The organism is Actinomadura sp. 7K507, from assembly GCF_004348425.1.
Taxonomy (GTDB): domain Bacteria; phylum Actinomycetota; class Actinomycetes; order Streptosporangiales; family Streptosporangiaceae; genus Spirillospora.
Map to the genome: position 1 here is coordinate 15714 of NZ_SMKK01000004.1, position 19835 is coordinate 35548.

At 71.7% G+C, this 19835-nt stretch carries 18 protein-coding genes; 8 read left to right on the forward strand and 10 right to left on the reverse strand.

Annotation, left to right across the window (positions count from 1 at the left end):
- From E1285_RS01755 to E1285_RS01765, 3 genes are read right to left on the reverse strand one after another with little or no spacing between them, the layout of a single operon-like run.
- Positions 1-495 (reverse strand): (2Fe-2S)-binding protein, encoded by a 495-nt coding sequence (locus E1285_RS01755; protein WP_132147067.1) that lies wholly within the window; start codon positions 493-495, stop codon positions 1-3.
- Positions 492-1376, reverse strand: a complete 885-nt coding sequence (locus E1285_RS01760) for an FAD binding domain-containing protein (protein WP_132147070.1) — start codon at positions 1374-1376, stop codon at positions 492-494. Before E1285_RS01760 ends, E1285_RS01755 begins: the two co-directional genes overlap by 4 nt.
- Positions 1373-3709: a xanthine dehydrogenase family protein molybdopterin-binding subunit gene (locus E1285_RS01765; RefSeq protein ID WP_207946340.1), complete on the reverse strand. Its 2337-nt coding sequence runs from the start codon at positions 3707-3709 to the stop codon at positions 1373-1375. Before E1285_RS01765 ends, E1285_RS01760 begins: the two co-directional genes overlap by 4 nt.
- Positions 3710-3890: 181 nt before the next feature.
- On the opposite strand from E1285_RS01765, the gene E1285_RS01770 reads away from it, so the two are divergent.
- Genes E1285_RS01770 through E1285_RS01780 form a run of 3 tightly spaced genes read left to right on the forward strand, consistent with a single transcriptional unit; the run spans position 3891 to position 6622 of the window.
- Positions 3891-4934 (forward strand): dihydrodipicolinate reductase, encoded by a 1044-nt coding sequence (locus E1285_RS01770; RefSeq protein WP_132147076.1) that lies wholly within the window; start codon positions 3891-3893, stop codon positions 4932-4934.
- Between the two features lie 57 nt (positions 4935-4991).
- Positions 4992-6278, forward strand: a complete 1287-nt coding sequence (locus tag E1285_RS01775) for an aromatic ring-hydroxylating dioxygenase subunit alpha (protein WP_132147080.1) — start codon at positions 4992-4994, stop codon at positions 6276-6278.
- Between the two features lie 17 nt (positions 6279-6295).
- Positions 6296-6622, forward strand: coding sequence for a hypothetical protein (locus tag E1285_RS01780; RefSeq protein WP_132147083.1), 327 nt, complete (start codon positions 6296-6298; stop codon positions 6620-6622).
- Positions 6623-6754: 132 nt separating this feature from the next.
- On the opposite strand, the gene E1285_RS01785 is transcribed toward E1285_RS01780, so the two are convergent.
- Both E1285_RS01785 and E1285_RS01790 read right to left on the reverse strand, forming a co-directional pair.
- Positions 6755-7909 carry an acyl-CoA dehydrogenase family protein gene (locus E1285_RS01785; RefSeq protein ID WP_132147086.1) on the reverse strand — a complete coding sequence of 385 codons (1155 nt, stop codon included), beginning with the start codon at positions 7907-7909 and terminating at the stop codon, positions 6755-6757.
- Positions 7906-8790: an acyl-CoA dehydrogenase family protein gene (locus E1285_RS01790; protein WP_132147089.1), complete on the reverse strand. Its 885-nt coding sequence runs from the start codon at positions 8788-8790 to the stop codon at positions 7906-7908. Before E1285_RS01790 ends, E1285_RS01785 begins: the two co-directional genes overlap by 4 nt.
- Before the next feature lie 168 nt (positions 8791-8958).
- Between E1285_RS01790 and E1285_RS01795 the strand changes: the two genes are divergently transcribed.
- Positions 8959-9618 carry a TetR/AcrR family transcriptional regulator gene (locus tag E1285_RS01795; protein ID WP_132147092.1) on the forward strand — a complete coding sequence of 220 codons (660 nt, stop codon included), beginning with the start codon at positions 8959-8961 and terminating at the stop codon, positions 9616-9618.
- Positions 9619-9699: 81 nt separating this feature from the next.
- Here the strand turns inward: E1285_RS01795 and E1285_RS01800 are convergent, their stop codons facing one another.
- The 5 genes from E1285_RS01800 to E1285_RS01820 form a co-directional block, all read right to left on the reverse strand.
- Complete coding sequence (locus E1285_RS01800; RefSeq protein WP_132147095.1) at positions 9700-10560, reverse strand: mycofactocin-coupled SDR family oxidoreductase; 861 nt, start codon at positions 10558-10560, stop codon at positions 9700-9702.
- 41 nt (positions 10561-10601) lie between these two features.
- Entirely contained in the window at positions 10602-11414 is an 813-nt protein-coding gene (locus E1285_RS01805) for an NAD(P)-dependent oxidoreductase (RefSeq protein ID WP_132147098.1), read from the reverse strand.
- Between the two features lie 109 nt (positions 11415-11523).
- Entirely contained in the window at positions 11524-12255 is a 732-nt protein-coding gene (locus tag E1285_RS01810) for an alpha/beta hydrolase fold domain-containing protein (RefSeq protein WP_132147101.1), read from the reverse strand.
- The gene (locus tag E1285_RS01815) at positions 12245-12964 is read right to left on the reverse strand and encodes an enoyl-CoA hydratase/isomerase family protein (protein WP_132147104.1); all 720 of its coding nucleotides are present in this window, start codon (positions 12962-12964) and stop codon (positions 12245-12247) included. Before E1285_RS01815 ends, E1285_RS01810 begins: the two co-directional genes overlap by 11 nt.
- 16 nt (positions 12965-12980) lie before the next feature.
- Positions 12981-13961, reverse strand: coding sequence for a ferredoxin--NADP reductase (locus E1285_RS01820; RefSeq protein WP_132147107.1), 981 nt, complete (start codon positions 13959-13961; stop codon positions 12981-12983).
- 74 nt (positions 13962-14035) lie between these two features.
- Here E1285_RS01820 and E1285_RS01825 point away from each other — a divergent pair, with 74 nt between their 5' ends.
- The 4 genes from E1285_RS01825 to E1285_RS01840 are packed head-to-tail and all read left to right on the forward strand — an operon-like array spanning position 14036 to position 19835.
- Positions 14036-15589 carry an AMP-binding protein gene (locus E1285_RS01825; RefSeq protein ID WP_132147110.1) on the forward strand — a complete coding sequence of 518 codons (1554 nt, stop codon included), beginning with the start codon at positions 14036-14038 and terminating at the stop codon, positions 15587-15589.
- A 36-nt stretch (positions 15590-15625) separates the two neighbouring features.
- Positions 15626-16801 (forward strand): amidohydrolase family protein, encoded by a 1176-nt coding sequence (locus tag E1285_RS01830; RefSeq protein ID WP_132147113.1) that lies wholly within the window; start codon positions 15626-15628, stop codon positions 16799-16801.
- A 38-nt stretch (positions 16802-16839) separates the two neighbouring features.
- Positions 16840-18243 (forward strand): FadD3 family acyl-CoA ligase, encoded by a 1404-nt coding sequence (locus E1285_RS01835; protein ID WP_243722477.1) that lies wholly within the window; start codon positions 16840-16842, stop codon positions 18241-18243.
- A complete protein-coding gene (locus tag E1285_RS01840; protein WP_132147119.1) occupies positions 18240-19835 on the forward strand; it encodes a methylmalonyl-CoA mutase family protein in 1596 nt (531 codons plus the stop codon). The genes E1285_RS01835 and E1285_RS01840 overlap by 4 nt, the downstream gene beginning before the upstream one ends.

A 19835-nucleotide genomic window follows, 5' to 3' on the forward strand; every position in this document is an offset into this window, starting at 1 on the left:
TTACCTCTCTTCGGTTGGTTGGAGCCGCTCGTCCTGCGCCGCCGCGCGGACGGCCTTGAAGATGCCCTGGTAGCCGGTGCAGCGGCACAGGTTGCCCGACAGGCCGTCCCGGATCTCCTGGTCGGTGGGGTCGGGGTTGTCGCGCAGGAACGCGGTGACGGAGACGACGAAGCCCGGAGTGCAGAAACCGCACTGGAGCCCGTGATGCTCGCGGAAGGCGGCCTGGACGGGGGACAGTTCGCCGTCGGGCGACGCGATGCCCTCGACCGTGGTGATCTCCGCGCCGTCGGCCTGCACGGCGAAGACCAGGCAGGCGCGCACGGCCTCGCCGTCCAGCATGACGCTGCACGCTCCGCAGACGCCGTGCTCGCAGCCCAGGTGGGTGCCGGTCAGCCGGCAGCGTTCACGCAGGAAGTCGGCCAGCGTGAGGCGCGGCGGGACGGACGCGCGCCGCAGCCTGCCGTTGACCGTGACCTGGATGTCGATGTCGGTCATTCCTCGCCTCCCGTACCGGCTTCACTGACGGCACGCCGCCAGGCGCGTGCCACGACGTCGGCCCCGATGCGCCGCCGGTGATCGGCGGACGCGTGCAGGTCGGAGGGAACCGACTCCAGCGCCGACACCGCGGCCTGCCCGACCTCGCCGGGGTCGGCGTCGGCGCCGGCGGAGCCGATCAGCGCGTCCTCCGCTTGCGGGGCGCGCACGGCCGACTGCCCGAGCCCGAACAGGCCGATGCCGCACCGGGTGACCCGTCCGGCGGCGTCGAGTTCGACGGCGACGGCGGCTCCGGCGACCGCGAAGTCACCGCCGCGCCGGGCGAACTCCTCGATCGCGAACCCGCTGCGTGCACCCCGCACGGGGAAGGCGACGCCGGTCAGCAGCTCGTCCTCGGCCAGGTCGGTGCTCCACAGCCCGGTGAAGAACCGGCCCGCGGGGACGGTGCGCGGGCCGCGCGGCGACAGGATCTCCATCCGCGCGTCGAGCGCCAGGGCCACCGCGGGGTACTCGGCGGCGGCGTCGGCGTGGGCGATCGACCCGCCGATGGTGCCGCGGTTGCGGATCTGGAAATGGCCGATCAGCGGCGTCGCGCGGGCCAGCAGCGGGACGTCCCGGGCCACCTCGGCGGAACGCTGGATCGCGGTCTGCGTGATGCCGGCACCGATCCGCAGGGACCCGTCGCGCCGCTCGATGCCGCGCAGCCCGCTCACGCGGCCCAGGTCGACCAGGTGTTCCGGGGTCGCCAGCCGCATGGCGAGCATGGGGACCAGGCTCTGCCCGCCCGCGATGGCCTTGGCGTCCTCGCCCAGGTCGGCGAGCAGGGCGACGGCCTCGTCGGCGGCGGCCGGCGCGTGGTAGCCGAACGGGGGCGGCTTCATGGCGCCACCGTCCCGGACCGGACCAGATCGGCGACCGCCTGGGGCGTCAGCGGCAGCCGGGTGACCTCCACGCCGAACGGCGCGAGCGCGTCGGCGACCGCGTTGGCCACCGCCGGCGGCGCGCCGATCGCCCCGCCCTCGCCGACGCCCTTGTAGCCGCCGGGGCCGGGCGCGGGGGTCTCGACGTGCCCGTGCTCGATGACCGGCACCTCGGCGGACGTGGGGACGAGGTAGTCCATGAACGTCGTGGTGACCGGGTTGCCGTCGGCGTCGTAGGCCAGGTGCTCGTACAGGACGCCCCCGATGCCCTGGACGGTGCCGCCCGCGATCTGGCCCTCCACCACGCTCGGGTTGATCATCGGGCCGCAGTCCTCGCTGACGATGTAGCGCAGCAGCGAGACCGCGCCCGTCACCACGTCGACCTCGCAGGTGCACACGTGCGTCGCGTTGGCCCAGATGATCGGATGCTCGGGGCGGTACCGGCCGCTGGCCTCCAGCCCGGCCGGGACCCCGGGCGGCAGCGCCTCGGGCTGGAAGTAGGCCATGGACGCGATCTCGGCCAGCGTCACCTCGGAGCCGGGTACGCCGCGGACCGAGGCCTTCGAACGCGACAGCTCGATGTCCTCCGCCGCCGCCTCCAGGTGGTGCGCGGCGATGGCCACGATGCGGTCGCGCAGCACGGAGGCGGTCTCGGTCACGGCGCCCGCGTTCATCGAGCCCGACCGGCTGCCGGCCGCGCCGCCGCCGAACGGGGTGATCGCGGTGTCGCCCTGGATGGTGTGGACGTCGCCGATGTCCACCCCCAGCGCGTCAGCGGCGAGCTGGACGACCGTGGTCTCGATGCTGTTGCCGCTGGACCCGCCCGAGACGTACACGTTGACCTTGCCGGACGGCTCGATCCGGATCGTCGCGCCCTCGGTGGCGTGCAGTCCCATGGCGCTGGTGGTCGGCTCGACGTAGGTGCACGTGCCCACCCCGAGGTACCGGCCCTCGGCTCGGGCCTGTTCCTGCTCCTGCCGGAACGCCTCGTAGTCGAGCATCTTCAGCGCCTGCTCGAACGTCTCCAGCGGGGTGATGTCGCTGTAGGGCATGCCGTTGGGATTGGTGTAGGGGAGTTCGTCCCGCCGCAGCAGGTTCCGGCGGCGCAGCTCGACGGGGTCCATCCCCATCCGGCGCGCCGCGTTGTCCAGCAGCAGCTCGCGTGCCACCGACTCGAACTGCCACGGCCCGCGGTAGGCCGTGCGGCCGGAGGTGTTGGAGAACACGCACGTCGTGGTGAAGGCGGCTTCGGGGACGCGGTAGGGGCCCGGGAAGAACATCCCGGCGGCCATCGCCGTCCCGGCCGGCCAGGGCACCGGGTAGGCGCCGACGTCCTGGACGTAGTCGATGGCGGCGGCGAGGATCGCGCCCTCGCCGTCGAAGGCGATCCGCGCGTCGCCGTGCTCGTGCCGCGACATGCCGGCGGCCAGGAGGTTCTCCCGCCGGTCCTCGATCCACTTCAGCGCACCGGGCAGCTTCGGCGCGGCGAGCATGACGCACATGTCCTCGCGCATCGGCATCACCTTCTGGCCGAATCCGCCGCCGGTGTCGCGCATCACGACCCGCACGCGGTGCTCGTCCAGTCCCAGCAGCCGGGAGCAGAACAGGCGGACCTCGTGCGGTGACTGCGTCGCCGCCCAGATCGCCATCTCCCCGGTGGACGCCGACCACTCCGCCACGATGCCGCGGGTCTCCATCGGCACCTGCGCGTAGGCCTGCTGGTAGATCGTCTCGCGCACCGTCAGCGGCGCCTCGTCGAAGATCCGCGCGAGTTCGTCCGGCGACCTGCCGGGCATCTCGCCCGCGATGTTGCGCGGGTATTCGCCGTGCACCAGTTCGCCGGACTCGGGGGCGGTGGTGTAGTCGACGACCGGCGGCAGCGGGTCGTAGTCGACGGCGACGAGTTCGGCGGCGTCCTCGGCGAGGTAGCGGTCGTCGGCGACGACCAGCGCCACCGGGTCGCCGACGAAGCGCACCTCGTGCTCGGCGAGCGGCGGGCGCGGGGTGTCGGGGACGTCGCGGCCCATGAGCGTGTACCACTGCTCGCGCACGCCGGGGTTGAGGTCCTCGGCGACGAAGACGGCGTGGACCCCGTCCATGGCCAGCGCCTCGGACGCGTCGATGGCGGTGATCCGCGCGCGGGCGAGCGGGCTGCGGACGAAGCAGCCGTGGAGCATCCCGGGACGCACCACGTCGTCCACGAACATCCCGTGACCGGTCAGCAGCCTGGGGTCCTCCACCCGGGGGACACGGGCGCCGGCGTAACGGCCCGCGGCCGCGGGCACGGCGCTCACCGGTGCACCACGGGTTCGGTCGATGCCATACCAGCCGTCTCCCTGCCTCTCGATGACTCGCATCCCGGTGACTCGGCTTCGGGTGGCTCAGCTTCGGCGACCCCGCCTCTGGGCGATCCGCGACTCGATATCTAAGCTCTCATTTAATGAGAGTAGGATTCTCGCGTCAAGGGAGTGGTGTATGCGACCGCTGCGAATCGTCCAGTGGGCCACCGGGAACATCGGCACCCGTGCGTTGCGCGGTGTCATCGAGCACCCCGGCATGACGCTGGCGGGTGTGTACGTGCACAGCCCGGACAAGGTGGGCGCCGACGCCGGTGAACTGTGCGGCCTCGGTGCGACGGGCGTCGCCGCGACCGGTGATCCCGCCGCGATCGTGGAACTGGGCGCCGACTGCGTCCTGTACATGCCTCGGCTGGGCGACGCCGGCGAGGTGTGCCGGCTGCTGGAGTCCGGCGCGAACGTCGTCACCACCAGGGGCGACTACCACCATCCCGCCACCATGGACGCCGAGGTCCGCGAGAAGGTCGAGGACGCGTGCGCCCGCGGCGGCGCCTCGCTCCACAGCACCGGGGTCAGCCCCGGATGGATCACCGAGGCGGTCCCGCTGGTTCTGACGTCCGTCCAGCGGCGCCTCGACCAGGTCACCGTCGACGAGTTCGCCGACCTGTCCCGGCGCGACTCGCCGGGCCTGCTGTTCGACGTGATGGGCTTCGGCAGGCCCCCGGCGGACTACGACGAGCGCCGCCTGGTCCACGTGCGGGAGAGCTTCGGCCCGTCACTGCGGGCGGTCGCCGACGCGCTGTCGGTCCCGCTCGACGCGGTCGAGGCGGCGGGGGAGACCGCCACCTCGCCCCGCTTCGTCGAGATCGCGGCGGGCACGCTGGAGCCGGGCACCGTGACCGCGCAGCGGGTGACCGTGACCGGCCTGCGGGGCGGGCGCCGGGTGCTGCGCTTCCGCGCGACCTGGTACTGCGCCACCGACCTGGACGCGGACTGGGAACTCCGCGGTAGCGGCTGGCGGATCACGGTGGACGGCGACGCGCCTCTCGACCTCGACGTCCGTTTCCCGTTCCCGCTGGAGCGGATGAGCGAGTTCACTCCCTCCTACACCGCCAACCGCGCGCTCAACGCCGTCCCCTACGTCTGCGCCGCACCCCCGGGGATTCTGACGACCGCCGACCTTCCGCAGGTCATCGCCGATCTCGGCGCCGAGCGGAAATAGGATTCTCGTTTTTGAGAAGCGTGATACCGTTGGGTGGCAGGCGAAGAAGGGAGTGGGATGTCGTACTTCAAGAAACCCGCCGAGGGGAGCTGGACCCAGCACTATCCGGAGTTGGGCACCGCGCCGGTGAACTACGAGGACTCCATCTCCCCCGAGCACTACGAGCTGGAGCGCAAGGCGATCTTCGGCCGCACCTGGCTGAACGTCGGCAGAGTCGAGCAGCTCCCGAAGAAGGGGAGCTACTTCACCCGGGAGATCGACGCGGCCCGCGCGTCGGTGATCGTGGTCCGCGGCCGGGACGGCGAGATCCGCGCCTTCCACAACATCTGCCGGCACCGCGGGAACAAGCTGGTCTGGGACGACTACCCGCGGGAGGAGACCAGCGGCGTCTGCCGCCAGTTCACCTGCAAGTACCACGGGTGGCGGTACGACCTGACGGGCGCGGTGACCTTCGTCCAGCAGGAGGAGGAGTTCTTCGACCTCAAGCGCGAGGACTACGGCCTGGTGCCGGTGCGCGCGGAGGTGTGGGAGGGGTTCGTCTTCGTCAACTTCGACGACGACGCCGCGCCGCTTCGCGACTACCTGGGCGGCCTGGCGCACGGCCTGGAGGGCTACCCGTTCGGCGAGATGACGCAGGTCTTCAAGTACCGGGCCGAGATCGGCAGCAACTGGAAGCTGTTCATCGACGCGTTCGCCGAGTTCTACCACGCGCCGATCCTGCACGCGAAGCAGGCGGTGGGCGACGAGTCGCGCAAGCTCCAGGCGGCGGGCTTCGAGGCGCTGCACTACGACATCGACGGCCCGCACGGGATGGTGTCGTCCTGGGGAGGCATGGCGCCGCCGAAGGACCCGAGCATGGTCAAGCCCATCGAGCGGAAGCTGCGCAGCGGCCTGTTCGGCCCGTGGGACCGCGCGATCGACATCGACCCGCTGCCGCCGGGCGTCAACCCGGCACGGCACCGGGCCTGGGGCGTCGACTCGTTCCTGTTCTTCCCCAACTTCATGCTGCTGGTGTGGGCGCCGAACTGGTACCTGACGTACCACTACTGGCCGACGTCCCACAACACCCACATCTTCGAGGGCGGGCTGTACTTCGTCCCGCCGAAGAACGCCTCCGAGCGGCTCCGGCAGGAACTCGCCGCGGTGACCTTCAAGGAGTACGGGCTCCAGGACGGCAACACCCTGGAGGCGACCCAGACGATGCTCGAATCGCGGGTGGTGAAGGAGTTCCCGCTGAACGACCAGGAGATCCTGCTGCGCCACCTGCACCGGACGGCGCGGGAGTACGTGGAGGACCACGAGAAGCGCCAGGGCGCGTCCGGGCCCGTCACGGCCGCGCGCTGAGCGAGAGGAGCGACCCAATGCCCACGCTGCCACCGGAGTTCACCGACCTGGAGCCCTTCTCCGACTGGTGCCTGGAGACCGAGGGCGAGCGGTTCGCCAGACGGCTCTCCAGCCCGATGGGCGAGCTGCAGGCGTTCTACGACGCCGCCTTCCCGCGCCTGGAGGAGGCCATGGCCTACCTGGACGGGTTGGAGTTCGACGCCCTGCCCGAGGACGCCACGCGCCTGCTGTGGCTGCTCTACTCGCTGATCAACGTCTCGTTCCCGGTGGAGGTCTGGAGCCAGGCCCGGGTGCCCGACAGCGGCGCGGCCTCCCTCGACCTGGTCCTCGAACCGTCCCCCTGAACCCGCGTCCGCAACCGCCGGCGGGCCCCCGCGCAGCGCGCGGGGGCCCGTCAAGGCATGTCGCCCGTCAGGACATGCGGGCTCCCTGTCGTCAGGCCATGGGGTCGGTACCGGTCATGGGGCGGCCGAGGGTCATCGGGTCCGGGGCAGGCCGAGGATGCGCTCGGCGATGATGTCGCGCTGGATCTCCGAGGTGCCGCCCGCGATCGTCCCGCCGAAGCTGCGTGCGTACCGCTCGAACCAGCTCCCCGTCATCGTCGGGCCGTTCATGTGGTTGGGCGGCGCGGTCTCCAGCGGGTGGAGCAGGCCCTCGGGCCCCTTCTCCTCCAGCGCGTTCAGGAGGCCGGCCTGCACGCCCTCCGAGCCCAGCAGCTTGAGCACCGACAGCTCGGCCGGGTCGCGGGTGCCGCCCAGCTGCCGGTACCCCAGGAGCCTGAGCGCCTGCAGGTCCATCTGCAGGGTCGCGAACCATTCGGCGTCGCTGGGCGCGTCCCGGATCAGGTCCTCCATGCGCTCGGCGTAGTGCAGCCACAGCAGCGTGCGCTCGTGGCCGAGTGAGCCGTGCGCGACGGCCCACCCCCTGTTCAGCTCCCCGACCAGGTTCTCCCGCGGGACGCGGACATCGGTGAAGAAGACCTCGTTGAAATCCAGGTCGTCGGGATCGGCGATCGACCCGAACGGCCGCCGGACCAGCCCCTCGCTGTCGGTGGGGATCAGCAGCACGCTGATCCCCTTGTGCTTGGGCGCGTCCGGATCGGTCCGCACGAACGTCAGCAGCACGTCGGCGTCGTGGGCGCCCGAGGTCCACACCTTCTGGCCGTTCACCACGAAATGGTCGCCGCGCGGCTCCGCGCGGGTGCGCAGCCCGGCCAGGTCGGACCCGGCGCCCGGCTCGCTCATCCCCAGCGACGCGGTGATCTCCGCCCGCAGGATCGGCACCGCCCACCGGCGCTTCTGCTCCTCGGTCCCGAAGCTCAGGATCGACGCCGCGATGATGCCGACGCCCTGGGGGTTGAAGCTGAGGTAGATCCGCCGCCGCGACAGTTCCTCCTGGTGGACGAGCATCTGCGGCAGCGTGGCGTCGCGGCCGCCGAACTCCGGCGGGTTGCCGGGCAGCAGCCAGCCCGCGTCGAACATCTTCCGCTGCCACACGCGCGCCCATTCCGGGATGTCGGAGCAGGATCTCGACGGCTCCACGGCCTCCTCGGCGGACGGCACGTTCGCGTCCAGCCACGCCGAGAACTCGGCGCGGAACTCTTCGAGCCCGGGGTCGGAGGTCAGCCTCATGATGCCAGCAGCGCCCTTCTGTGCTCGGCGGCGCTGCCGAGGAGCAGGTCACCGGCCTTGGCTCGTTTCAGGTGGTACTGCAGCTCGTTCTCCCACGTGTAGCCCATGGCGCCGAAGAGCTGGTAGCCGTTCTGGAACACCGTCCGCTGGCATTCCCCGGCCGCGGCCTTGGCCATCAGCGCCGCCCGGCGCCGGCGCGGATCGTCCTCGGCGATGGTCAGCGCGGAGAAGTACGCCAGCACCCTGGCCCGTTCGATCGCCACGTGCATGTCGGCGGCCTTGTGCTTGACGGCCTGGAACGACCCGATCGGCACGCCGAACTGCTCCCGCTGCTTCACGTGCGCCAGCGTGAGGTCCAGGATGCGCCGGCACGACCCGACCGTGCTGATCGCCAGCCCCATCAGCGCCATATCCGGGACGTCCTTCACCAGGGGCGCGGCACCGGTCGCCGCCGCGTCCACATGGGCGACGTGGAGCCCGGGGTCGAAGACGACCTGCCGTTCGGCCGCCACGTCGGAGCCTTCCACCGCCGGGCCCTTCACCACGCGCACGCCGTCCTCGGTGAGCAGCGCGATCTCGTCGGCGCGGTCGGCGTCGAGGACGAACCGCCCGGCACCGTCGAACACCCCGGTCCCGGCCCCCTCCGGCAGCCGCCCGGCGAGCGGGGCGAACCACGTGGTGGTGGCGAGAAAGGGGGTCGGGTCGGCGGCGTGACCCAGTTCTTCGAGAACGATCGCCAGCTCGACCGGGGGCGCCTCCAGCCAGCCCAGCTCCCGGTACGTCGCCCAGAGGCGCTCGCCGGGCTGCGATCGCGATTTGGCCACCGTCTCCCGGACCATCTCCTGCAGCAGCCGCTGGTCCTCGTCGAACTCGAAGTCCATCCGGGCACTCACACACCTTCGTGGTCTTTGGGTGGCGTGGTCTTGGTCGCGTGGTCTTGGCCGGCGAAGTCCTGGCCGATCGCGTTGAGAATAACATTCTCGACAATCGTAAGTAAGAGTCTTGTTCAGCGGTATCCCTAGTCTCAGATGTGAAGTATCGTCCGAGGAGTGAGTGCGCTCCCCGAGGAACCCGCCTGGCGCCGACGCGCCGTCGAGCGATCCACCCGTGCCGCCAAGCTCCGTGCCGAGCAGCGCGTCCAGGGCCTACTGGACGCGGCGCGGCGGCTCATCGCGGAGAAGGGCACGGACTTCACCGTGCAGGAGGTCGTCGAACGGTCGAAGCAGTCCCTGCGCAGCTTCTACCAGCACTTCGACGGCAAGCACGAGCTGCTGCTCGCGCTGTTCGAGGACGCGCTCGCCCGCTGCTCGGACGAGGTCCGCAAGGCCGCCTCCGGGCCGCGCGATCCGCTGGAGCGGCTCCGGGCCGGGATCGGGTCGCTGTACGAGCAGTCGCGTCCCAACCCGGGTACCGGCATGCAGAGCCCGCTGTACAGCGACTTCGCCCTCCAGCTCCTGGTCCGGCACCCGGACCAGGTGGCGACCGCGCACCTCCCGCTGCTCGGCGTCCTGAGCGAGCTCATCGAGGCGGCGTCCGAGGCCGGGGCCATCCCGCCGGGACGGCCGCGCCGCCAGGCGTCGCTGGTCATGCAGACGGTCATGATCGCGGCCCAGGGCAACGGCGTTCCCGCCGGCGGCCACACCACCCCGGCCTCCGCCGACGAGGTCTGGCAGTTCTGCTTCACCGGCATCTCGGGCGCGCGGACCTGACCGCCCCCCGCAGGCGCGGACCTCCGCGCACGCACGCGGAGGACGGCGGGGCCGCCCTCCGCGTGATTCCCGGTCCGGGACTCAGATGTGGAACTCGTGCCACTTGAGGTAGCCGCCGGCGTCCACCCGCATCTGCATCCCGGTCACGTAGCGGGACTCGTCGGACGCGAGGAAGAGCACCATGTTGGTGATCTCCTCGGGTTCGATGTAGGGGACCGGCATGGCCTGCTGCACGTGGAACGCCAGCTCGGCGTCCGCACGGCCCGGGTCCTCCATGTCGGGACGGAACGACTTGTACATCTGCGGGCTGTGCAGCATCGGGGTGTTGCAGTTCGTCGGGTGCACGACGTTGGCCCGGATGCTGAGCGGTGCGAGGTTGCGCGCTACCTCGTGGACGTAGTCGGCCAGCGTCCGCTTGGCGAACTGGTAGCCCGCGCCGCCGGGGTTCGACCCGGGCTTGTCGACCATGCCCGCCTTCATCAGCGCGGCGACCGAGCCGACCGCGATCACGGACGCGCCCGCGGACAGGTGCGGCAGCGCGACCTGGATCGCGTTGATGGTCCCGACGAGGTTGACGTTGATGACGTCGGTCCAGGCCTGCAGCGGCGGCTCGCCCCTCAGCGGGGCGATGCCGGCCTGCGCGACGACGACGTCGAGACGGCCCAGCTCACCGATGCCCTGCTCCAGCGCGCCGCGCAGCTGCTCGGCGTCCCGGACGTCGGCCTGCACCGGCACGATCCGGCGTCCCGCCTCCTCGACGAGCCGCGCGGTCTCCTTGAGGTCGTCGGGTCCCGACATGGAGTACTGGGCCGTCTCGATGTCCCGGCAGATGTCGACCGCGATGATGTCGGCGCCCTCTTCCGCCAGGCGCACCGCGTGGCTGCGGCCCTGGCCGCGTCCCGCGCCGGTGATGAATGCGACCTTGCCCTCAACCCGTCCCATGGGGACCCCTTTCCGTGTTTGATCTAGCCGTGTTGATCCAGCTAGGCCCGTCCCGCCGCGCGGGTCGTGGCCTGGGGGCCGCCGGTACCGCCGGCGGGCGGCACGTTCTCCGCCAGAGCGTCCAGCGCGGGCGCCAGCGCGCCGATGTCGCCGCCCAGTTCGGCCGCGACCTCCCGGACGACGGCCACGTCCTTGCCGAGGAAGCCGCCGACGGCCTCGGCGAACGCGGCGACCGAGCCGCGCGGCGCGACACCCGACAGCGCCCGGCTCGCCGAGCTCCCGTGCGTGAGCGCCTCCAGCAGGGCCGCCTCGCCGGTCCCGAACAGCGCGCCGAGCCGGACGGCATGGGACAGCAGGCCGATGTGCGCCCCGAACAGCGCGTTGTTGACGAGCTTCACGCCCTGCCCGGCTCCCAGCGGGCCGACGTGCAGCACCGGGTCGGCGTAGGCGCCCAGGACGGGGCGCATCCGGGCCACCGCGCCGTCGGCGCCGCCCACGAAGACGGTCAGCCGGCCGGCGGCGATGTCGTGCGGCCCTCCGCTGACCGGGGCGTCGAGGACGTCGATCCCGCGCGGCCCCGCCTCGGCCGCGATGGCCTCGGCGGTGCGCGGGCTCCCGGTGGTGTGCACGACGAGCACCGAACCGGACGGCATCCGCCCGAGCAGGCCGGTGCCCAGGCAGACGTCCCGGACCTGCTCGTCGTCGAAGACGCACACCAGGACGGCGCCGGCCCCGTCGCCCGCGTCGCCGGCGTCGTCGGAACGGGCCGGTGTGCACAGTTCATGGCCCGCGGCGGCGAGCCGCTCGATCATCGGCCGGCCCATCCGCCCGGCCCCGATGAAACCGAGGCGCATCCGGACTCCGTCTCCGCTGGGGAAATTAGGCTTTCATTTATGAGAACCATACTCTCAAGTCCGTCGATCCGGAAGACTCCGCAGCCCGGCCGGGAGTGGCCGCGGGCGATCAGCCGGGGACCGAGCAGGAGCGCCGGGGACGCGGCGCCTGGATGAAGCCCGCCATGGACGCGACGGCCGTGTGCCGCAGCCCGGCCGCGTCCGGCTGCACGCGCAGGTCCACGGTGACGCCGGAGCGGGCGGCGCGGGCGGCGAACGCGAGCGAGTCGTCCAGCAGGGGATCGGTGCCCGCGACGAGCAGCTGCACGGGCGGCAGCCCGTGCAGGTTGGCGTAGAGCGGGCTCAGCAGCGGGTCGTCCGGCGCCGTCCCCGCCGCGTAGCGGGCGACGTGCCGCCGCAGCTCGGCGAGATCGAAGGACAGGTCGGCGGCCGCGTTGAGCTGGAGGCTGGGCGCCCGCAGGGTCAGGTCCAGCAGCGCCGAGTCCAGGATCGCGCGCGCCGGCGGCGCGGCGCCCGAGTCGCGCAGCCGGGTCAGCAGGGCGACGGCGAGCCCCGCCCCCAGCCGCTCGCCGGCCACCACGACCGGCGACCCCGAGGCGCGGCAGTGCTCGTACGCGGCCTGCACGTCGTCGAGCGCGCCGGGGAACGCGGAGCGGTACCCGGCGCAGACCACCGAGGCCCCGGTGCGCAGCGCGAGACGCCCGGCCAGGCCGAGGGCCGACTCGGGGACGCACCGGAGGTCCCGGTCTCCCTGCAGGTACAGGACGACCGCCCCGGTCGGAACGGGCGGCCGGACGACCGGCCCCACGGGACTCTCCTCGATCCACGCCTCACTTGCCACGGTTCATCGCCCTTTCCGCCGCCGCCCAGTGCTCGTCCGCCACCCACAGGCGGGCGAAGGCCCGTGCCGCCTCCTCCGCGGTGGCGGCTCCCGACATGACGTGCTTGGTGGCCTGCGCCGGGCGGCCGGCCAGGGATCCGGCGAGGGAGCGCCACCCGGCCTCGAACGACTCGCGCGGCAGCACCCGGTCGACCAGGCCGATGCGCTCGGCCTCGGCGGCGTCCAGCACCGTCCCGGTGCCCGCGAGCAGCAGCGCGCGGCCCCGGCCGACCAGCGCCGCGAGCCGCTCGGCGCCGCCCCAGGCCGGCATGATCGCCAGCTTGGACTGGGTGAAGCCGATCTTGATGTCGGCGGCCGCCACCCGGATGTCGGCGGCCACCGCCACCTCGGCCCCGCCGCCCAGCGCGTGCCCGTTCAGCGCGGCGATCACCGGGCCGGGGAACCCCGCGAGCCGGTCGCAGATGCCCCGCATCCGCATCGCCATGGCGACGGCCGCGTCCTCGGTGCGGATCGAGGCCAGCTCCTTCAGGTCGCCGCCGGAGACGAACGCGCGGTCGCCCGCGCCCCGGATGACCAGGGCCCGCGCCCCCTCCGCCTCGTCGAGGGCCCGGTCCAGTTCGTCCATCGTCGCCGGCGCGATGGCGTTGCGGGCCCGCGGGCGGTCGATGGTGATGACCGCCAGCCCTTCCCCGACTTCGAGACCGACCATGCGGCGCTCCGTTTCCTCAGTCCTCGTAGACGACGGTGACGTGCGGCGTCACCGGCTCGCTCTGGCAGGTCAGCACCCAGCCCTCCTCGACCTCGTCGTCCTCGAGCGCGTCGTTCACCCGCATCCGGACCTCGCCCTCGGTGACCCTGGCGATGCAGGTGGCGCAGTGCCCCGACTCGCAGGAGAAGGGCGGTGTGAGGCCGGCCCGGCGGGCGCTCTGCAGCAGCGTCTCGCCGGAGTGCTGCCCGACGGTCTCCCGCTTGCGGGAAAGGACGACGGTCACCGTGCCGTCCCTCTCCTCGCCCAGAGGCTCGTCGGGTGCGGGCGTGAAGCGCTCGACGCGGATCTGCCCGGGATCGACGCCGAGCGAGAGCAGGGCCCGTTCGGCCAGGTCCATGAACGGGACGGGCCCGCAGAGGTAGAAGTCGGCGCCCGGATGCCCGCCGGCGAACTCCCGCAGCTCGGCCTCGGTGAGCAGGCCCCTCCGGTCGTCCAGGTGGTGGCGGACCTCCAGGCGGCCGGGGTGCCGCCCGGCCAGTTCCTCCAGCGTGGCCGCGAAGATCACCGAGCCGGCGTCACGGTTGGCGGTCAGCACCCGCACCCGCCGGTCCGTGGTGGCCAGCGCGCTCTTGACCAGGGAGAGGATCGGCGTGACACCGCTGCCCGCGCAGAGCGCGACCAGCGGGACCGCGGTCTCGCGCAGGCAGAACGCCCCGGCGGGGCGGGTGGTCTCGATGACGTCGCCGGCCTCCAGATGGTCGTGCATCCAGTTCGAGACGAGGCCGCCCGGCACCCGCTTCACGGTCGTCATCAGCTCGTCGTCGGTGTCGGGCGAGCTCGACATCGAGTAGCTGCGCAGGGTTCCGCAGGTCCGGACGGTCACGAACTGCCCGGCGCGGTAGGTGAACGGCGCGTCGAGCACGTACGTGCGGGTGTTGTCGGTCTCCTGGACGACCCGCGTGATGCGGACCCGGTGGAAGCCATGGTCTTGCGGCATATCTGAAATTTAGCTTCTCTATATATGAGAGTGCAATTCTCGTACGCGATCCGCGCCCGATTGGAGCCCGCGCCATGAAGACCATCCCCGTCCGGAGCGTCCCCGAGGAACTGGCCGAGCGGTACGAGGCGGAGGGCTGGTGGACCCGGGACACGCTCGGTGACCTGCTCGCCCGCGGGATCGCGGCGGCCCCCGGCGCGCAGTTTCGCGTCCACTCGTCCGTGCGGCCCTGGGAGGGGGCGTTCGCCGACGTCGAGCGGACGGCGCGCCGGCTGGCCGCCGGGCTGCGGGAGCGCGGCGTGGGCCCCGGGGACGTGGTCGTGTTCCAGCTGCCGAACTGGATGGAGGCCGCCGCGGTCTTCTGGGCGTCGGCGTTCCTGGGCGCGGTCGTGGTGCCGGTCGTCCACTTCTACGGGCGCAGGGAACTCGGCTACATCATCGACTCCGTCGAGCCCAAGGTGTTCGTCGGAGCGGAGCGCTTCGGGCGGATGGAGCACCAGCCCGACCTGTGCGAGAACGTGCCCGTCGTCGGCGTGGTGGGCCGCGACTTCGACGACCTGCTCGCCGGCGAGCCCATGCCCGGCGTCCTTGAGACCGACCCGGGGGCACCCGTCCTCATCGCGTTCACCTCGGGCACCACGAGCAATCCGAAGGGCGTCGTGCACAGCCACCGGACGCTGGGCTTCGAGTCCAGGCAGCTCGCCGGGATGTACCCGCCGGACCGGGGCCCCCAGCTCACCGCGGCCCCCGTGGGGCACTTCATCGGCATGCTCAACGCCTTCCTCATCCCGGCCCTGGACGGCAAGCCGATCAATCTCGCCGACGTGTGGGACCCGGGGCAGGCGCTGGAGCTGGGCCGCAGCGACGGGCTCTGCGTGGGCGGCGGCGCGGCGTACTTCATGACCAGCCTGCTCGACCATCCCGGCTTCACCCCCGAGGACGCGCGGATCATCAGGTACGCGGGACTCGGCGGCTCGTCGGTGCCCGCGGCGGTCACGACCCGGCTGGACCGGCTCGGCGTCACGGTCTACCGCTCGTACGGGAGCACCGAGCATCCGTCCATCACCCGGTCGATGTGGACCGCGCCCGCGGAGAAGCGGCTCTACACCGACGGGGACGTGATGCCCGGGGTGGAGATCCGGCTGGCCTCCGACGGCGAGATCCTCAGCCGGGGCCCGGACCTGTGCCTGGGCTACACCGACCCGGAGCTGACCGCAGCCGTGTTCGACGCGGACGGCTGGTACAGCACGGGCGACATCGGGGTGGTGGACGCGGACGGCTACCTCACCATCACCGACCGCAAGTCCGACGTCATCATCCGCGGCGGCGAGAACATCAGCGCCACGGAGGTCGAGGAGGTGCTGCTCGCCCTGCCCGGAATCGCCGAGGCGGCCGTGGTGGGCGTCCCGGACGAGCGGCTCGGCGAGCGCGCGGCGGCGGTCGTCCGGATGCTGCCCGCGGAGCCCGCGCCCACGCTCGACGCGATGCGGGCCCACCTCGAAGCGGCGGGCCTGGCCAGGCAGAAGTGGCCGGAGGAACTGCACGCGGTGGACGACTTCCCCCGCACCGCCAGCGGCAAGATCCAGAAGTTCCTTCTCCGGAGAGACGTTGCGGCGCATACTGGATGAGAATAACATTCTCGTCAGTAGTGAAGGAGGATCTCAATGCCGTCACGTGAGCTGCCGTATCCGCTGTTCGACGCGGACAACCACCTGTACGAGCCCGAGGAGGCGCTGACGAAGTTCCTGCCGAAGCAGTACGCGGGCGCGGTCCAGTACGTGCAGCTGAACGGCCGGACGAAGATCGCGATCCGCGGCCAGATCAGCGAGTACATCCCCAACCCCACCTTCGAGGTGGTCGCCCGTCCCGGGGCGATGGAGGACTACTTCCGGTACGGCAACCCGGAGGGCAAGAGCCGCCGCGAGATCTTCGGTGAGCCGATGCGGTCCATCCCCGCGTTCCGCGAGCCGGAGCCGCGCCTGGAGCTGATGGACGAGCTGGGCATCCAGCGCACGCTGATGTTCCCGACGCTGGCCAGCCTCATCGAGGAGCGGATGCGGGACGACCCGGACCTGATCCACGTGGTGGTGCACGCGCTCAACCAGTGGCTGCACGAGACATGGTCGTTCGACTACAAGAACCGCATCTACACCACGCCCGTGATCAGCCTGCCGATCGTGGAGAAGGCGATCGAGGAACTGGACTGGTGCCTGGAGCGCGGCGCCCGCGCCATCCTGGTCCGCCCGGCGCCCGTGCCGGGCCTGCGCGGCCCGCGCTCGTTCGCGCTGCCGGAGTTCGACCCGTTCTGGAAGCACGCGGCCGACAACGGGGTCCTCGTCGGGTTCCACTCGTCCGACAGCGGCTACAGCCGGTACCAGAGCGAATGGGAGGGCCGCTCCTCGGAGATGCTGCCGTTCAAGGCCAACGCCTTCCGGCAGGTCGCCGAGTGGCGCCCGGTCGAGGACGCGGTGGCGTCGATGGTCTGCCACGGCATGCTCACCCGGTTCCCCGAGCTGAAGGTCGCGGTCATCGAGAACGGCTCGTCCTGGGTGGCGCCGCTGATGGCGAAGCTGACCGACGTCTACAAGAAGACGCCGGACGGCTTCGGCGAGCACCCGGTCGAGTGCATGAAGCGCATCCATGTCAGCCCCTTCTGGGAGGAGGACATGGCCGACCTGGCCGGCATGATCGGCATCGAGCGGGTGCTGTTCGGCTCCGACTACCCGCACCCCGAGGGCCTCGCCGACCCCGTCTCCTACGTCGACGCCCTGGCGGCGATGGGCCAGGAGGACCAGGCCAAGATCATGGGCGGTAACCTCTCCCGGCTCATCACGGCCTAGGCGGCGGCCCGGTCATGGAATGGGAGAGCATCCCGCGGATGGTGCTGAGCGCCGCGGACCGGTTCGGCGACGCCGAGGCGGTGGTGGACGGGCCGCTGCGGCTGTCGTTCACCGGCCTCGCCGGGCGGGTCCGCACCGCCGCGGGAGCATTCGCCGAGGCCGGGGTCGGGAAGGGCGACCGGGTCGCGATCCGGGCGCCGAACTCCGCCGAGTGGCTGATCGCGGCCTTCGGGCTGCTGACCGCCGGCGGAGTGCTGGTCCCGGTCAACACCCGGTACAAGCAGGACGAGGCGGACGACATCGTCCGGCGCAGCGGGGCCAAGGCCGTGCTCGTCGAGGAGGGCTTCCTCGGGCAGGAGTACGCCGCGCCGCCGGGCGTGCCCGTCATCGACCTCAAGTCCGGCTTCCTGGCGAGCGGCTCGCCGGTCGAGCGGGAGGTCGGCGGCGACGACGTGGCCGACATCCTGTTCACGTCCGGAACGACCGGGCGGCCCAAGGGCGTCATGATGACGCACGCGCAGAACCTGCGGCTGTTCTCGGAGTGGTGCGACCTCGCGGGGCTGCGGGAGGGCGACCGGTACCTGGTCGTGAACCCGTTCTTCCACATGTTCGGGTACAAGGCCGGCTGCATCGCCTCGATGATCCGCGGCGCCACCGTCCTCCCGCTGCCGGTCTTCGACCTCGACAGCGTTCTCGGCCTGGTGGAACGGGAGAAGGTGACGGTGCTGCCCGGACCGCCGACGCTGTACCACGCGCTGCTGGAGGCCGGGACCGGGCACGACCTGTCGACGCTGCGGGTCGCGGTGACCGGATCCGCCGACATCCCGGTGGAGCTGATCCGCCGGGTGCGCGAGGAACTCCCGTTCAAGACGATCATGACCGGCTACGGGCTGACCGAGGCCGGGACCGTCACCGCGTCCCGGCCCGGCGACTCGTTCGAGGAGATCGCCACCACCGTCGGCACCCCGTGCGACGGCCTTGAGGTACGGATCGCCCGCGACGGCGAGGTGCTGGTCCGCGGCTACAGCGTGATGAAGGGCTACCTCGACGACCCGGAGGCCACCGCCGAGGCGATCGACGCGGACGGCTGGCTGCACACCGGTGACCTCGGCACGCTCACCGGACGCGGCCATCTGAAGATCATCGGCCGCAAGAAGGACATGTTCGTCTGCGGCGGGTTCAACGCGTACCCCGCCGAGATCGAGGGCTTCCTCCTGGAGCATCCGGCGGTCGCGCAGGCCGCGGTGATCGGCGTCCCGGACGAGCGGCTCGGGCAGGTGGGCAAGGCGTTCGTGGTCCGCAAGGGCGAAGTGACGGCGGACGAACTGATCGAGTGGGGCAGGGAGAAGATGGCCGGTTTCAAGGCGCCCAGATCCGTGGAGTTCCTGGAGGAACTGCCGCTCAACGCCACCGGGAAGGTGATGAAGGACCGGCTGCGATGAACGATCCCGACGCGAGCAGGGCCTTCACCGAGACCGCGTCCGGTATCCCGGTCGAGGCCGTCTACGGCCCGCAGGACCGGAGCGGGGAGCCGCCGGGGCCGGGCGCCTTCCCCTTCACCCGCGGCAACTACGCCGCCGGGTACCGGGGACGGCTGTGGACGCTGCGGCAGTACTCCGGGTTCGGCACCGCCGAGGAGTCCAACCGCCGCTACCGGTACCTGCTGGACCAGGGCGGCACCGGCCTGTCGGTGGCGCTCGACCTGCCCACCCAGTGCGGCCACGACTCCGACGACCCGGAGGTGACCGACGAGGTCGGCCGGGTCGGCGTCGCCATCGACACCCTCGCCGACGCCGAGGTCCTGTTCGACGGCATCCCGCTGGACAGGATCAGCACCAGCTTCACCATCAACGGGACGGCCGCGATCCTGCTGGCCTTCTACGTCGCCGCCGCCGAACGCGCCGGGGTCCCCCGGGAGAAGCTCACCGGGACGATCCAGAACGACATCCTGAAGGAGTACGCCTCCCGCGGCACCTGGATCTGGCCGCCCGAACCGTCGCTGCGGCTGATCGCCGACACCATCGAGTTCTGCGCGGCGGAGGTGCCGAGGTTCAACGCGATCTCGGTCGCCGGGGCGCACTTCCGCGACGCCGGGGCCACCGCCGTCCAGGAGATGGCCTTCACCCTCGCCGACGGCGTCACCTACTGCGACACGGTGCTGGAACGCGGCCGGATGTCGATCGAGAAGTTCGCGCCGCAGGTCTCGTTCTTCTTCTACACCCACGGCGACTTCTTCGAGGAGGTCGCCAAGTACCGGGCGGGCCGCCGCCGCTGGGCCACGATCGTCCGGGAACGCTACGGGGCGACCACGGACAAGGCGTCGATGTTCCGCTTCGGCTGCGTCGCGGGCGGCGCCTCCCTCTACGCCCCGCAGGCGCAGAACAACATCGTCCGGGTCGCCTACGAGGCGATGGCCTCGGTGCTGGGCGGCGTCCAGTCGATGTTCACCGCGGCCTGGGACGAGCCGTTCGCGCTGCCCAGCGAGGAGTCGGCGACGCTCGCGCTGCGCACCCAGCAGATCCTCGCGCACGAGACCGGAGTGGCCCGCGTCGCGGACCCGCTCGGCGGGTCGTACTTCGTGGAGGCGCTGACCGACGCGACCGAGGCCCGGATCGTCGAGATCATGGACGATCTGGACCGGCGGGGCGGGATGGTCCGCGCCATCGAGGACGGCTACCTCCAGGGGCTCATCGCCGACGAGGCGTACCGGCTGCACCGGGAGGTCGAGCAGGGCACGCGCCCCGTCGTCGGCGTCAACCGGTTCGTGTCCGACGAGCCCGAGCCCGACCTCGCCACCTACGAGCTGAACGCCGAGGGACGCGAACGGCAGCTCAAGCGGCTCGCCAAGGTGAAGGCCGGACGCGACTCCGCGGCCGTACGCGGCAGCCTCGCCGCCCTCTCCAGGGCCGCCGAGGGAGACGGCAACCTGATGGGCCCCCTGATCGACTGCGCCGACGCGTACTGCACGGTCGGTGAGATGGTCGCCGCGCTGAAGGCGGTCTGGGGCGAGTTCCAGCAACCGGTGGTGTTCTGA